This is a genomic window from Bacillus sp. 103mf (genome assembly GCF_900116295.1).
Taxonomy (GTDB): Bacteria; Bacillota; Bacilli; order Bacillales; family Bacillaceae_G; genus Bacillus_A; species Bacillus_A bruguierae.
In genome coordinates, this window is the sequence record NZ_FPAF01000003.1 from 435,057 (window position 1) to 449,467 (window position 14,411).

Sequence of the window (14,411 nt, forward strand, 5' to 3'; positions counted from 1 at the left end):
GCTTCTTTTTATGTGAGCGAGAGAGAAGAGATTAGTGCTTTTCAAAGTTGAAAACAAGGGGAAAATTGAGTGTAGATTATGTTTTGTTTGGTATAGCAGGGACTCATATGTTGAAAAAGTAAAATAGATTTAAATTGTTAATACAGAAGAGTTTTTATTTGATAATAGAAGTATTTAAAAATAATATAGTAGTATAAGGTTGTAGGGGGAAAATAGCTTGAAAAAACGTATTTTAACTATAGGATGTTTATTTATTATGTTAGCCGGCTGTGGTACTAGTAATTATGGTGCGCATGTTGAAGCTGGTATGAAAGCATTGAAAGATGAGAAGTATAGTGATGCAATTATGTGGTTTGAAAAAGCTGACCAAGAAAAATCTACTGATGAAACAAAAACATTTATGAAAGTTGCAAAATGGATGGAACATGGTGCGACCGCATTAAAAGATGGAGATTATAAACAAGCGATGGAAGACTCGAATCAAGTGATAAATATAAAAAAAGATACGACACTTGAAAAAGCTGTAAAGTCCAATGCTGAAGATATGTTGCAAAAGGCAAAAGATATAGAGAATAAAGAAATAACGAGAGAAGAAAAGAGAAAGAAAATAGAAGAAAAAGGCATTGATAAAGCAATTAAAGCGGTAGATAGCGTTGATGAAATAAGAGAAAAGCAAAAAGAGATTGGGGAATCTTTAGATAAAGCTGAAAAAGTAAAAGAAAAAATAGAGGCAAAGAAAAACTAACATATAGAAACAGTAAGCCTTAAGAAACAGAGCAATAAGCAAGGTGATTCTTCGCTTTCTACAAGGAGCGAATTTGAAGGAACTATAGTAAAAGAGAAGCTCATATAGAAGAGCTTCTTTTTTCATGTATTCATTTTACATAAAAAAAGAAAAAGTTCACACGGAATACAAATGTATTCGATACAATGTGTCGGTGAGAAAAAAGCCATAAATATATGAAGAGATATTATGCTACTATTGTTCAGTCAGAGAGGAAGAGAGAAATGAAAGAAACGTTAAAAAAACAATTTCAAAATATGCGTTTTCCGTTATTAGTTGCTATTTTGATTTGGTTAAAAACATATATTGTTACGCGAACTAGTTTTGACTTAAAGCTAGAATCTGCTATGCAGGAATGGATTCTCTTTATTAGTCCATTAGCGTCTTCTTTAGTGTTAGTTGGACTTGCTTTATTTGCAAAGGGTCAAAAACGGAATTATATAGCTATCATTATTAACCTTATTATGACCATTATCTTAATTGGTAATGTGATGTTTTATGGTTTTTATAATGATTTTGTTACACTTCCGGTATTAATGCAAACGTCGAATATGGATGGATTAGGATCTAGTGTCAAAGCATTGTTAAACGTTAAATTTATCTTAATGTTTATAGATATTATCGTTTTATTTTACATTGCTAAAAAGAAGCCTAATTTTGCAAAAACAGCACGTGTTTCTGGCTCTATGAAGTCACTATATTTTTTAATCTGTATCGCAGTTTTTATGGTAAACCTTAGTTTTGCGGAAAAAGAACGCCCTGAATTATTAACTCGTTCATTTGACCGTGTTATGCTTGTGAAAAACCTTGGATTATATGTTCATCAATTATATGATCTTGGCTTGCAAGTAAAGACAAGCTCACAAAAAGTATTTGCGGACGGAAGTAAAATTCAAGAAGCAGAAAATTATATGAAGACGGTGGAGGTAAAGCCTGATCCAAATATGTTTGGAATGGCAAAAGGAAAGAATGTTATCGTTGTATCTTTAGAATCAACGCAGTCTTTTTTAATTGATTCTAAAGTAAATGGACAAGAAGTTACACCGTTTTTAAACCAATTTAAAAAAGAAAGTTATTATTTCGAAAACTTTTATCATCAAACAGGACAAGGGAAAACATCGGATGCAGAATTTATGATTGATAATTCTTTATATCCGTTAGATCGTGGTTCTGTATTCTTTACGAATGCCGGAAACGAGTATGTAGCAACTCCAGAAATTTTACATCAGCAAGGCTATTATACAGCTGTATTCCATGCGAATAATGCTACGTTTTGGAATCGTAATATGATGTATCCGTCATTAGGATATGATCGATTCTACAATGAATTAGATTATAAAGTTACTCCAGAGACGAAACTTGGCTGGGGATTAAAGGATAAAGAATATTTTGATCAATCTGTGGATAAATTACAAAAGATTCAACAGCCGTTCTATACTCGTTTTCTTACGTTAACGAATCATTTTCCGTTTGCGTACGATGACAGTATAAAAATGATTGAACCATTTAATTCAGGTGATGAAACATTAGATAATTATTTTGTTACAGCGCGTTACGAAGATGAAGCTTTGAAACATTTTATTGAACGCTTAAAAGAAACGGGATTATATGACAACTCAGTTATCGTATTTTACGGTGATCACTACGGTATTTCAGATAACCATAACCGTGCGATGGCACAGTTTTTAGGGAAAAATGAAATTAATCCATATGATCACATGCAGTTGCAACGTACACCATTATTTATTCATGTTCCAGGTCAAACAGAGGGAAAAACAATGACTGCTCCTGCTGGTGAAGTAGATGTAAAACCAACAATTCTTCACTTATTAGGAGTTGATACTTCTAACGATATTGAGTTTGGTCATGATTTATTTTCACCAGAACGCAAACCATTTGTTGTAGAACGTGATGGAAGCTTTATTACAGACAAATATATTTATTACAATAACACATTTTACAATCGTCAAAACGGTCAAGTTGTTCAAGTACCAGAACAAGAAGCAAAACCGCTTATTGATAGAGCACAGACAGAATTAAAAATGTCCGATAGTATTATTCAAGGTGACTTGTTACGCTTCTTTGATGGGAATAAAGTAAAATCAGGAACGATCAAAACAGCTATTAAAGAAAAAGAATAATGAAAACCCCGATGTCTGTGCATCGGGGTTTTCATTATCCATTAATATTATATTTGACAGAAAAAACTTCAAAGAGGTGGAACTGAGCCAAAAGAAATGATTTTAAATATGTATATTATTTTTCACAGGCAATACCGTCACCGTCTTTATCTAATTTACGACTATCGTCAGGCTCACCTACATGTAAAGGTGGCTTTTCTATTTTTCTTAAAGAATGAAATAAAACATAAAATAAGTAGAATGGTGGTGGTATAATTTTACAATGTAAGTATGTTAATTAAATTAAGGATTAAAATGAAGGGAGTAAGAAATGAAATCTAAAAATATAGCACACCATTTTCAAACATTACAACAGAAGCGGCACTGTTTCTTTCAAAAAGTACAAGGTATTTTAAAGGTGCGCTTTTTTCAAACTTAAATTCATCCTCCAAGTATAAGATGTGAAGATAAATCTAGTAAACTATTTATTTGAATGATAATAGGTATTTGGACAGACCATAAAATAGATTCTGAATATAATAATAAAAAGGAGATATTCAGAAATGGGACATATTATTGACATTTCAAAGTGGGACGGCGATATCGATTGGGACGTAGCAGCGCCGCAATTAGACTTGGCTATTTGTCGTGTACAATACGGTTCGAGAGTAATAGATGAAAAATATAAGGAATACGTTGCAAATTTAGAACAACGTAACATTCCACACGCTGCATATGCTTATGGATGCTATGTCAGTGTAACGGATGCTGTAATAGAAGCTAAGGATTTTATGGCTCGTACAAGCCCTAATGCTAAATTTCTTGTGTTAGATGTTGAGGATGATACATTAGCGAGTTGTGGTCCTAGTAAACTAGCAGAAGCATCGCAAATGTTTATTAATACTTGTAAAGCAGCTGGTTGGAAAGTTGGGTTGTACGTAAGTCATCACCTGTATGGTTCTTATGGATTACAAAATATACAAGCTGATTTCCTTTGGATCCCACGTTACGGTGGGAAGCGTCCAGATTATGCATGTGATTTATGGCAGTATACTGATACAGGATATGTAGATGGAATTGGTGAATGTGACTTAAACTATATTATAGGAGACAAATCTCTTGAATGGTTTATAGGTGGAAATGATGACGGTGAAATTATTCTTCCTCCAGATTGGCAAACAAACAACTTAGGAAGTATCACTATAATTGTCCAAGTTGCTAATGTTCGCCAAAGGCCATCTTTAGATGCAAAAGTCATGCGGCAAGTTTATAAAAATTCAGGTCACGTTTATCTCGATTGGTATTATGATGACTCTCACTTTTGGTACAAAATTGCGGAAAACAACTGGGTTCGTGATGATGTAGCGCAAATCAATAAAGATGGGAAAACAAAAGGAGTTGTTTGGATTTCAGGAACAAATATTAACCTTCGCAAAGGAGCATCAAAAGGTGATCCAGTTGTAGGGCAAGCAAATGTTGGAGCTTGGGATGTTCATTTCAGATACGAGGATTGGATTTATGTGTACAAAGATGGTGTTGAAGGTTGGATGTATTTTGACGAATCTTATGTAAAGTGGATTCGATAATAAGGAAACTTCCGCTCAATTTTGAGTGGAAGTTTTCTTATTCTGCTGATACGGAAGCTTTTATTTTGCGGCATCGACCTATTAGCCTACCGATTAATAATGAAAATTGGGAAAGTGAGTGAAAGAGACGAGAATCTTTGTTTCATAAAGGATTAGGAAGGAGAAAGACTGACGATAATGATATGTTATATAAACATGACATGAATACGGTATACATCATGAAAAAGGAAGGGCTCCAAGATAGAACTCTCTAACCTCCTACTGTAAAAATCGCCAATCCGAAAGGGCCATTTAAAGCTCCTGCACCAAAGTTCGCTACACGTACAGGATTCGGAGGAATGGAAATATCAAAAATTGTTACCGTACTATTGTTAAAATTTGCTGCATACAGAGTCGTATCTGTAATCGTCAATCCTTCAGGACCATTTAAAGCTCCGGCATCCAAATTCCTTACATGTACAGGATTTGGAGGAATGGAAATATCAAAAATATCCATGGTACTATTGTTGAAATTTGCTACATACAACGTGGTACCTGCAGTCGTCAATCCAGTAGGGCCATTTAAAAATCCTGTACCAAAATCCGTTATACGTACAGGATTCGGAGGAATGGTAATATCATAAACTTCTACCGTATGTTAAAAGTAATATAATAAACAAGGAATTTACCAGTTATTCTCTCCATTTTATGTAACAAGCGTTTGGATGGCTGAGCACTTGTCCTACTGTGGAGGTACATTTCTTGTTGAAAGAGTCCCTTTTATTGAATCGATGAAGCATCTAGGATATTAGTGAAAACACATACTACAAATCCAATTCTCCTCATTTTCTTCCATGTATGTATAAAAAACGAGCTAATATTCATTCAGCTCGTTTTTATTTTTATCATTTATCAATACTGGTCTAGAAAAAGTAGTAGTATTCGATTCTTTTATGGAATCATTCATTACATATTTAGCAGTAGATAAAATAATAGTTACCCAATGCAGTTCATAATGTTAATAGTGACGGAATTGCTGTCTACGCCCAAAGCAGTAGCAGTAACAATTAATATTCCAAAATCGCCGGTAGATGAGAAAGTGGCAGTAAAATTGCCGGATGCATCTGTAAGAGCAGGATTAGGAGCTATGGTACCAAAAATATCATTCACTGTAAAAGTGACCGGTGTACCTGCTGGAGGAGGACTTCCATTCACCAACACTTGACCAGTAAGAACAGAGTTATTTGGTGCCCCTGTTCCCAAAGCACATACCGTGGTTGGATCGGCATTCAAGGTAATCGTTGCTGTGGGTGGAGGAGTAATAGTAGCTAACAAATCCAGCACATTTTCGAATTTGAATTCCAAGAGCATTTCCTTCTTGATGACGTCACGAAGGGTTCTTTGTACACTTGAGTTGACAGTAAGAAGATTAGATATTGTAACTACTGGAGGAGAAAGTGTAGTTCTTCCCGGTGGTAATGTTCCGAGAACAAATTGAAGCTTCTCAGCCTCAGCATTGATAATATGAGCCAAAGCTAATTCTTCTAGGGCAATGGAGCTTAAAAGCAGTGGAATGGTCTGTGGAGTCGTAACAGAAATGGTAGGTGTAATATTAGGTATATTTGGAAAAGACAAGATGCGTTCATCCTTTCTAGGAAACCGTCGAATCACCTTATTTCGTGTATAGATAGGTTTCCTACTTTTGTAATTTGAGTGTTCATAATGTTAAAAGTAATATTATGAACAAGGAATTTACTAGGTATTCTCTCTATTCTATGTAACAAGCGTTTAGATGGCTGAGCGTTTGTCTTGCTGTAGAGGTATATTTTGGGGTGAACGAGCCCTTTTTATCCCGCTATTTTTGGGCAGAAGACTCCCACTTTAAGATTGAGAGGGAAGCTAGGAAGATAGGGGGATGAAAAATCCTCCTCTGGTTGTTTATAAAAAGCTTCCGATAACACTGATTATGCCACCAAAAACCAAAAAAGGGGCTATTTTGTTTCCCTAGCATAGGGAGACTAAGGATTTGTCTTCCAATAAATGTATTGGTGTGCAATATCTGCGTTTTGGCAGTAAGCTTCTCTAAAAAGTTGAAAGATCTGTGATGTAATGAAAACGAGTACTTTGATATTTTTACAAGGAATATTGGTACATAACATGCTCACACTTTGTTCACAAGCTATATAAATTTATATGGAAATGAGTGAAAAAATAATATTTTAATAAAATAAAACCAAGAACTATAAAGCGCCAAAAACCTTTATTAATAAAGGTCTTTGGCGCTTTATAGTGTTTGAGAATTACAAAATGAATTATTTTAAAACTGTTCATTCTTCTCCCAAGAATGAACGAGATGTCTGTAAAAGCCGTATATATCAAGGCTTTCTAACATAAAAAAATGCAAATGACCACATTTTGACCACATTGAAAATATTTGTTTATTATTGTACTTTATGCTGATTGTTAATAATGTTTTCGAAATTGTCAGCAGCATTTTGCTGCATGTTTTGTGTCACATGGCTATATTTGTCCAATGTCATTTGAACAGAAGAGTGACCTAAACGATCTTGTACGATTTTCGGATGCTCACCGGCTTCAAGCATCAGTGTTGCATGTGTATGTCGTAAGTCATGAATTCGAATTCTAGGAACACCGGCACGATTATAATGTATTTTCATAAATTGATGCGGGGCATCTAAATGTAATGGTGAAAGAGGTGTTTTTCCGCAAAATACAAAAGATTCTTCGCCAATCTTTATTCCAAATCGGAAGAAAATCATCTTTTGATATTTGTGGTATACCTCTAATTGCTCAATAACAAAATTTGAAATACTAATACTTCGATAAGATGATTTTGTTTTTGGAGAATCAACTGCTAATCCTTCATCTGTTTTAGTGAGTGCTTTTGTAATGAATATACGCTTGTTGATAAAATCAATATCTTTCCATGTAAGAGCGAGAAGTTCACCGCGTCTCATTCCAGTATAAATTGCTAATAAGAAGAATATGTAGTATTTTTTGTTATCAATACGTTTTAAATACTCCAAAAAACGATTGCATTCCTGGACACTCCATGTTTTCATTTCCATTTGTTCTTCACGTGGTTTCTTTACTTTTGTCATGACATTATCATGCACAATTTCCCATTCAACAGCATGCTTGAAAATAACTCGAAAACAGCGATGAATATTACTAATTGTTCCATTAGATAATCCTTGTTCTTTTAATTCTGTGTAGTGACTTTGAATCATAAAAGGTTTAATGTCCTTTAATTTTTTATAGCCGAATAGGGGAAGTACATAAAGTTTCATAAGACTTTTTTGTTTTTCAAAAGATGTTTTTTTTAACTCAGCCTTGCGGATAGGTTGTAACTTCTCCCAAATGTCTAATAAAGTTATATGTTTATCATCAAAGTAAATGCCTTTTTCAATTTCTGTAATTATAGCAGCAGCAGCGTTTTGAGCCTCTTTTTTTGTTTTGAAGCCATTTTTTGTTTTCTGTTTTCGTTTACCAGTCTCTGAATCTATTCCAATATCAACTGTAAAAGACCACTTGTCACTGCGTTTTCTAAAATATCCTTTCATTTGACTAAGACCTCCTAATCATCAATTAAACAGCGTAATGTATCCGTAAAAAGTCTCGAATGCGACTCGCAAGCATTTGTCTTTCATAATGAGTTAAACGTTTGTTAGCCAACTCTACAGTCACGTTAAACGTATTAGAAAGTATGTGGGTTGCTTCTAATCGTGAGGATGGGAGAGTTAACTTTTGTAACATAAAGGTCGGAATACAAAAGTGCATAGCGAAATTCTGTGCCTTTGCTTCCTGGTAATCCAAGAACATCTTTGGCATATTTAATTGGTTACCAGAGTGGAAGAGAAGGTGTGCAATCTCATGACCAAAATCTTCAAATTGTTCCTGTGGAGACTTTCTGTTATCTAATATAATGCTTACTAGACCGTTACGATCTATTGCGCAACTTCCTATTGGAGCGAAATAAAGCCAAATGTTTAGCTTTTGTGCAATCTTCATCATATCCACTTGTTCTGGAACAAAGATAGAGAGTGATTGGTACAAGTTTTTCGTATAGTCTTCAAGTTGTGTCGTGTAGTAGGGCTGTGATTTGTACATGTTATTTCACTCCATTATCGTAAAATGAGAACACCTGTTCTTATTTTAACGCAAAAAGAAAAGCCCGTGAAGAGGGCTTTTGGAAAAACTGTTATTTAATTGAACTTCTTATGTTTCTATAATGTATAAGCGTTTTCTAATTCTCTATTTTTATTGTCTGGTATAAGATAATTATCTAAGATCTCTCTTGAAAAGATTATATGGGATTTATAAGAAGTAACCAATTCCCAAGTTATAAGCAATTCATCTTTATAAGTGAGTTTATCGACTATTTTAGTTAAATCTTCGGCATAGCTAGTTGCAATATGTACTGTTACTAATCCGTTTTCTTGTGTTATGAAAGATATATCTAAAATTGTACCACCTTTTTGAATGTTGCTGGCTACTAAATCAAGGTAATGCATACCCTTGTAATTAAATCCCCTTTCTTTGTTACATTTCATCATTTCAGGTTCCTCCTAATACTATTTTTCACCGTACTGATTTAAATAGAAGGCTAATTTCTCTAAGAAGCGTTTTTTTGCTACAGCAAAATCTTCTGGTAAATATGAAGTGAAATGCTTCCTTGTTGTACGATATAGTCCCTGTTTAAAATTCTTTACAATATATCCTATATTATTTATAGGGACATTATCAATAGTATTTTCTCTTTTAAATAATTCAAACCCTTCTTTTTCTAGAACGGATGTTTTGAAAAACTCATCTAATTTGGAATGCATCCATCTTGTAAAATCCTTACGCATTGTCTCGGCTAAAAGTAACTTTTGATATTCATCGAATGTATTATCGTGCTCAATTTGAGATTTAGATTCTAATTGGTTAATAAGAAGGGCAGCTTGATCTTCTTCAAGTAGTCCCATAACTTGCATGTTTTTAATCTCATCGATTTTTTGTTGTGTAATTTGTTGTGCCTCGGCAACTAATTTATGTGTAGCGTTTATATATTCTTGATAACCATTGTGTGTGAATGAGTCTTCTTTTCCTAAACCTTTTACAGAATAAGAACTTACAGATCCTATATTTACTAAGATTGGATTAGGATCATGATCCGAAATAGGTGTTCTTCCAGGAACAGGCTCCTTTTCTATGAAACCCAATTCATCGAAAGTAAAAGCTAGTTGTTCTGTAATATCTTTAGCTTGTTTCTTTAAGAATTGTCCATACTCTTCTTGTGTTTTGTAATAATTCCAAAGTGGTTCTAATCCTAGTTCTTGATGATAAACAACATTACAGAAATTATTTACCTCATGTTGTTCTTGACCATATATTTTTCTTAAGCCACGTCCTATAGCTTGAGCGTAAGGAGCCAGGGTTTTAAAAGGTCTAAAAATAGATATTACAGATATATTCGGATTATCGTAACCTTCACCTAACATTTGAATACTTACCATAACGTCATATTGTCCATTAGCAAAATCACTTAAACGTACTTCAATTTGCTCTGGTGATAATCGACTACTGACATACGTACATGAAAGACCACAGTCTTGAAACCATTTAGTAACTAATTGAGCATGTTCATCATTACAAGTAACAGCTAGAACTTGATGGTAAGGATAGCTGTTTCGCTTCAATTCTAGGATTTCTTTGGTATGATTAATTACTTGTTTTGAACATACTTCATCCATTGCAATAGTCCTGTTTACCCAATCATTTCCAAGGATTCTTTTTGCTTCTTCAAGTGTATAGTCTTTACCACTTTTTGAATCATGAAAACTTAATTCACCGGGAATACCTTCTGCTTTTACTACATTTTTTAAGAGTCCATCTTCTATAGCTTCAGCAAGGGTATATTCAAATATCGGATCGTATTCATGAGTAGAAATCTTTAAATTATCACTTCGAAAAGGTGTTGCAGTTAATTTGATGACTTTTGAATCTTTGAAATAATCTAGTGTTTTTTGCCACATATCTGCCGCCACGTGATGAGCCTCATCGATGATAATCATGTCAAAAAAATCATGGCTAACTAAGTCTTTTAAATTCACTTCCTCACTACTACCAACTATCTTATGAATATTTGTGATTACGATATCTGCAAGGTTTAACTTTTTTAAAGTTTGTTGTTTTGCTTCTTCATCTTTGCTGTTGAAACCTTGGTATAAGTAACTTTTTGGAAACTTGCTTCGGTCAAGTATGACCTTACGTTTATACCAAAATGTATTTTCTGGATTTGTAATAGAGTCGAATTCTTCAAATACTGTTTTTCGAACAATTTTACCAGGAGTAATAATTAAAACTCTTCCTTTGCTTAAACCGAAAGGAAGCATAGCCATTACACCTGTTTTACCTGATCCAGTAGGCATGATAATTAAACTTTCACGATGACTTGAATCTTGAAATTCCTTGTAATGAGAAATAGCTGCTCTATATGCATTGATTTGAGGGATATATAAATTAGGATTACCTTCAATTAATGGTTTAGTTGTTTGAAAGATACTCATGTATTTCATCCTTTCTTTAATAAAGTTAATAATACTGTCTATTTCTAATTTACTAACTATTTTTATCATAAGTTAAGGGATATTTTCTAGCCCTTAACTTAGAAACATGCTACTGCTTAGCATCTTCTTCAAAATTATTGTACTGTAACAAAATTCTTAAAAAATTTTTCACGCTTTGTTTTATCATAAACATACGAATCATTAAACTTCTTCTGCCAAGATTGGTCTTCTGGCTGTAGGCTTTCAATCTTAAAACCAATGTATTTATTTAATGATTTTCGATCTAAGTTTATGCTGTATGTTTTCCCATCGTAAGGGAGGGTCATTTTAACTGCATTTACGTCAGGGAATTGTCTTAGCAACCTAGCTGGTTCGCTTACAAACATTTTTTCAATAGCGTCTCCAGTTGCAAAGTATTGTTTATATGAGTCTTCTTTTACAGGAGAGTCAGGCTTTTGAGATTTATAAGATGTGTAAGAATCAAAATATGTAATTTCAGCTTCATTATTAGTCAGTTTTATGTCTTTAATAAATGTTCCGCCTTTAATATTTTGGGTATAGGCAGAAAACGCTGCTTGCTTCTTTTGTTCTGCTATTTTGTTTTCTTCTTCCCGTTTTTGTTTCTCTTCTTGTTTTTTCTGTTCTTCTAGTTTCTTTTCCTCCTCTTGTTTTTGTTTCTCTTCTTGCTTTTTCTGTTCATCTAATCTCTTTTCTTCCTCTTGCTTTTGTTTTTCTTCTTGCTTTTTCTGTTCATCTAATTTCTTTTCTTCAGCTTGTTGTTTTTCCTTAGCATTTCTTTTTTCTTCTGCCCTTTTCTTAGCTTCTTCTTTTTGTTTTTCTTTTTCTTGTTGAGCTTCTTTAGCTTTTTGTTTGTCTTCAGGTGTCATAGACATCCCAAATCCCGCAAATGAAATAAAGGAGACAATAAATGCTATGCCGGTAAATTTGAAAAATTTCTTAGTGTTGTGTTTCTTTTTAAAACGAAACACAAATGAGGTAATTAATAAAATTAAAGTGGATATAATTCCTAATACGAATAGAATTGCGAAAAAAGTGTTCATTTACTAGTACTCCTAATCTGAAAAATTATGTAACTGTGTAATTTTTATACAGTTGTAGAATAAATAAAAACACGCAATAAGAGCGTGTATTATTTTTGTTCATCTCCAGGCTTACGATTTTTTTCTTTCACCTTGATAAACTCCCAAAACTGGCGAAGTTCTTCTTGTTTCTCTGGAGAAGCATCTTTGATGTCTTTGAACCAAAGTCCGAGTTTAGGATCTTTGAGCGCAGCATCTATCTCTTCATAGTTTAATTTGTCAGTTCTTCCGTGTAGGAAGTCTGTTGAAGTATTAAAAAGAGTCGCTATTTTATTTATGGTATCCAATGGTGGTTGCTTAGTGTCATTTTCATATGCAGTGTATGTAGTTCTAGCAACATCTAATTGATCAGCTACATAAGATTGAGTCCACTTAGGGTCTTGTTTTTTCTTTTGTTCCCTTAAATACCTTAGTCTTTGTCCGAAAGTTTTCATCATTTCACCACCATTTCATTGATACATAAGATAATTATAAAGCATAGATAATGTTTCTATAAGTAACAAAAGAAAAAAGTTCCAAAAAGGATACAAAAAGTATTGAAATGTTCCTAAAAGTAACATATAATCATTTTAAAGATGTTCCTTAAAGGAACGTTAGGAGGTTTCGAATTGAGAGAATGGTTAAAGAATATCAGAAATGACAAGGGTTTAACTCAGGAAGATGTAGCAAATGCATGTTCAATTGCAAGAAGTTACTACACACATATTGAAAATGGAGTTAAAACTCCATCAGTTCCTGTTGCTAAAAAAATAGGTAACATACTTCAATTTGAATGGACAGTTTTTTTTGCATATCAATGTTCCTTAGAGGAACAAATGGATGGTTTGTCAAAAAAGATTAAAAAACTAGCTTAAGGTGGTGTTCCACATGTTGAGTTTTGATGTAGAAAGTTTTCGCCAAATTATTCGTGAAGAAGTGGAGAGGGCAACGGTACATATACAAAAGCAAAATGAGTTGCCACCATTCCTTACCGTAACGGAATTAATGGAGCTCCTTCACATCAAACGCACAAAAGCTTCCGAGTTGTTAAATCGTTCTGATTTTCCTGTATTCCGTGAAGCAGGGGTATTAATCCCAACGCATCTTCTCTTCCAGTGGATTGAAAAGCATACTTCCTGGGTAGAAGAGAATACCGAGTTTTATAACAAACAAGTTATCTAAAGCAAAAATTATCATATTTACTTGTCACAAATAAATAATCGTTTAGGTACGAATGGGGGATATAGAAATGGCCATAGGAAAAGAAATTGCCATGGCTCGTAAACGACAAGGTCACACTCAAGAAAAACTCTCCTTAGATATTCCTGCAAGTCGTGAGTCATTAGCAAAGTATGAAACAAATAGTCGTCATTTACCAAAGGATTTACACAAACATATTTCAGAAGCACTGGATGATCCACAATTTTTCTTTCACATTTGGCAAGAAGCAGCTGGAGCGGTTAGTATTCCCTTTTTCAACGGGGAATTTGTTGATCATCATCCTACAAGCATGAAATATATGGTCCAAAAAGAAACAGCGGAAGCACTTGAACAACTAGAAACAGTTTGTTGGTTTAAGCCACCACAAGCATTATCAGAAAATGAAAAACAAGAAATGAAAAAGGTTATGCATGAAATTTTAGATGCGGCAGCATCAATGACAAACTTGGTAGCTGTTTTATGTGACCAATATGATTTTTCAATGAAGGATGTCTTTAAATACTGGAAGATGTCCTTAAGGGCGAGACGGTATACAGACAGTTGATTAAGTAATCTGTATAGAAAAATCAAATGTAAAGGAAAAATAGTAAATGACAGTAGATTATGGAAACCCTAGATTAGATGATTACAAGAAGTTAATTCGTTTTGAAGCAGAATTAAGCGGAGAGATAAAGCTAGCTACAATTTTTGGAGAGTCAAGTAAAGTTAGAGAGTTAAAGCTTAATAAGAAGTTAATAGCAATTCGAATCAGAATTATTGAGGCTTCGTTTATCTTGAAGCATAAAAATACAAAATCTACCGCTTTGCAGAGCGATAGATTAAGTGCTTTTTAAAATTAAGTTAGGTTAATTATACCAAATTAAGCGCTGAATAACAATGGGAGGTGTTGTATGCTTTTAGACAAGAAAATACATAGAGTGTTGCTGAATCCTACGATATTTCAGCAATCAACATCAAAACAACACCTCATTCATTTAGTGCAGCAGTATCTTGCAAAAGGATATAAGAATTATCGCTTATTACGTATAGAAGATGGATTTGCGATATGTAAACGGGAGGATGAATAA

The 14,411-nt window shown here is 33.7% G+C and carries 16 protein-coding genes and 1 pseudogene; 8 read left to right on the forward strand and 9 right to left on the reverse strand.

Annotated features, from left to right (window positions below; translation table 11 throughout):
• The first annotated feature begins 217 nt into the window (after positions 1-217).
• Both BM350_RS11720 and BM350_RS11725 read left to right on the forward strand, forming a co-directional pair.
• A complete protein-coding gene (locus BM350_RS11720; RefSeq protein WP_090911815.1) occupies positions 218-745 on the forward strand; it encodes a DUF4398 domain-containing protein in 528 nt (175 codons plus the stop codon).
• Positions 746-1,008: 263 nt separating this feature from the next.
• Positions 1,009-2,925: an LTA synthase family protein gene (locus BM350_RS11725; protein WP_090911813.1), complete on the forward strand. Its 1,917-nt coding sequence runs from the start codon at positions 1,009-1,011 to the stop codon at positions 2,923-2,925.
• Positions 2,926-3,040: 115 nt separating this feature from the next.
• Here BM350_RS11725 and BM350_RS28010 read toward each other — a convergent pair whose 3' ends face one another.
• Positions 3,041-3,181, reverse strand: coding sequence for an excalibur calcium-binding domain-containing protein (locus BM350_RS28010; protein WP_090912616.1), 141 nt, complete (start codon positions 3,179-3,181; stop codon positions 3,041-3,043).
• 286 nt (positions 3,182-3,467) lie between these two features.
• On the opposite strand from BM350_RS28010, the gene BM350_RS11735 reads away from it, so the two are divergent.
• Positions 3,468-4,490, forward strand: a complete 1,023-nt coding sequence (locus tag BM350_RS11735; protein ID WP_090911811.1) for a GH25 family lysozyme — start codon at positions 3,468-3,470, stop codon at positions 4,488-4,490.
• A 250-nt stretch (positions 4,491-4,740) separates the two neighbouring features.
• Here BM350_RS11735 and BM350_RS11740 read toward each other — a convergent pair whose 3' ends face one another.
• The 8 genes and pseudogenes from BM350_RS11740 to BM350_RS11780 all read right to left on the reverse strand — a co-directional run bounded on the left by BM350_RS11740 (position 4,741) and on the right by BM350_RS11780 (position 12,578).
• Complete coding sequence (locus BM350_RS11740; protein WP_244547980.1) at positions 4,741-5,037, reverse strand: LVIVD repeat-containing protein; 297 nt, start codon at positions 5,035-5,037, stop codon at positions 4,741-4,743.
• Between the two features lie 755 nt (positions 5,038-5,792).
• Positions 5,793-6,104 (reverse strand): annotated as a pseudogene (locus BM350_RS11745) (hypothetical protein); the annotation flags it as partial.
• 806 nt (positions 6,105-6,910) lie between these two features.
• Positions 6,911-8,053, reverse strand: a complete 1,143-nt coding sequence (locus tag BM350_RS11750; protein ID WP_090911808.1) for a site-specific integrase — start codon at positions 8,051-8,053, stop codon at positions 6,911-6,913.
• Between the two features lie 25 nt (positions 8,054-8,078).
• Complete coding sequence (locus BM350_RS11755; RefSeq protein WP_090911807.1) at positions 8,079-8,600, reverse strand: ImmA/IrrE family metallo-endopeptidase; 522 nt, start codon at positions 8,598-8,600, stop codon at positions 8,079-8,081.
• Between the two features lie 116 nt (positions 8,601-8,716).
• On the reverse strand, positions 8,717-9,046 hold the full coding sequence (locus BM350_RS11760; RefSeq protein WP_090911805.1) for a hypothetical protein: 330 nt from the start codon (positions 9,044-9,046) through the stop codon (positions 8,717-8,719).
• Between the two features lie 18 nt (positions 9,047-9,064).
• Positions 9,065-11,044 (reverse strand): DEAD/DEAH box helicase, encoded by a 1,980-nt coding sequence (locus tag BM350_RS11765; RefSeq protein ID WP_170857690.1) that lies wholly within the window; start codon positions 11,042-11,044, stop codon positions 9,065-9,067.
• Between the two features lie 134 nt (positions 11,045-11,178).
• On the reverse strand, positions 11,179-12,033 hold the full coding sequence (locus tag BM350_RS26910) for a hypothetical protein (RefSeq protein ID WP_348272199.1): 855 nt from the start codon (positions 12,031-12,033) through the stop codon (positions 11,179-11,181).
• Positions 12,034-12,194: 161 nt separating this feature from the next.
• A complete protein-coding gene (locus tag BM350_RS11780; RefSeq protein WP_090911801.1) occupies positions 12,195-12,578 on the reverse strand; it encodes a helix-turn-helix domain-containing protein in 384 nt (127 codons plus the stop codon).
• A 174-nt stretch (positions 12,579-12,752) separates the two neighbouring features.
• Between BM350_RS11780 and BM350_RS11785 the strand changes: the two genes are divergently transcribed.
• The 5 genes from BM350_RS11785 to BM350_RS26915 all read left to right on the forward strand — a co-directional run bounded on the left by BM350_RS11785 (position 12,753) and on the right by BM350_RS26915 (position 14,411).
• Positions 12,753-12,998 carry a helix-turn-helix transcriptional regulator gene (locus tag BM350_RS11785; protein WP_090911799.1) on the forward strand — a complete coding sequence of 82 codons (246 nt, stop codon included), beginning with the start codon at positions 12,753-12,755 and terminating at the stop codon, positions 12,996-12,998.
• Positions 12,999-13,011: 13 nt separating this feature from the next.
• Complete coding sequence (locus BM350_RS11790; RefSeq protein WP_090911796.1) at positions 13,012-13,305, forward strand: helix-turn-helix domain-containing protein; 294 nt, start codon at positions 13,012-13,014, stop codon at positions 13,303-13,305.
• A gap of 67 nt (positions 13,306-13,372) precedes the next feature.
• Positions 13,373-13,888: a helix-turn-helix domain-containing protein gene (locus BM350_RS11795; protein ID WP_035434653.1), complete on the forward strand. Its 516-nt coding sequence runs from the start codon at positions 13,373-13,375 to the stop codon at positions 13,886-13,888.
• Between the two features lie 46 nt (positions 13,889-13,934).
• Positions 13,935-14,177 (forward strand): RNA polymerase subunit sigma, encoded by a 243-nt coding sequence (locus tag BM350_RS11800; protein WP_090911794.1) that lies wholly within the window; start codon positions 13,935-13,937, stop codon positions 14,175-14,177.
• Positions 14,178-14,234: 57 nt separating this feature from the next.
• Positions 14,235-14,411 (forward strand): hypothetical protein, encoded by a 177-nt coding sequence (locus BM350_RS26915; protein ID WP_170857692.1) that lies wholly within the window; start codon positions 14,235-14,237, stop codon positions 14,409-14,411.

Bases quoted from the DNA above. Each gene is read 5' to 3' on its own strand.
- BM350_RS11725 (WP_090911813.1), top strand. From the start codon at position 1,009: ATGAAAGAAACGTTAAAAAAACAATTTCAAAATATGCGTTTTCCGTTA.
- BM350_RS11735 (WP_090911811.1), top strand. From the start codon at position 3,468: ATGGGACATATTATTGACATTTCAAAGTGGGACGGCGATATCGATTGG.
- BM350_RS11750 (WP_090911808.1), bottom strand. From the start codon at position 8,053: ATGAAAGGATATTTTAGAAAACGCAGTGACAAGTGGTCTTTTACAGTT.
- BM350_RS11755 (WP_090911807.1), bottom strand. From the start codon at position 8,600: ATGTACAAATCACAGCCCTACTACACGACACAACTTGAAGACTATACG.
- BM350_RS11760 (WP_090911805.1), bottom strand. From the start codon at position 9,046: ATGATGAAATGTAACAAAGAAAGGGGATTTAATTACAAGGGTATGCAT.
- BM350_RS11765 (WP_170857690.1), bottom strand. From the start codon at position 11,044: ATGAGTATCTTTCAAACAACTAAACCATTAATTGAAGGTAATCCTAAT.
- BM350_RS11780 (WP_090911801.1), bottom strand. From the start codon at position 12,578: ATGAAAACTTTCGGACAAAGACTAAGGTATTTAAGGGAACAAAAGAAA.
- BM350_RS11790 (WP_090911796.1), top strand. From the start codon at position 13,012: ATGTTGAGTTTTGATGTAGAAAGTTTTCGCCAAATTATTCGTGAAGAA.
- BM350_RS11795 (WP_035434653.1), top strand. From the start codon at position 13,373: ATGGCCATAGGAAAAGAAATTGCCATGGCTCGTAAACGACAAGGTCAC.
- BM350_RS11800 (WP_090911794.1), top strand. From the start codon at position 13,935: ATGACAGTAGATTATGGAAACCCTAGATTAGATGATTACAAGAAGTTA.
- BM350_RS26915 (WP_170857692.1), top strand. From the start codon at position 14,235: ATGCTTTTAGACAAGAAAATACATAGAGTGTTGCTGAATCCTACGATA.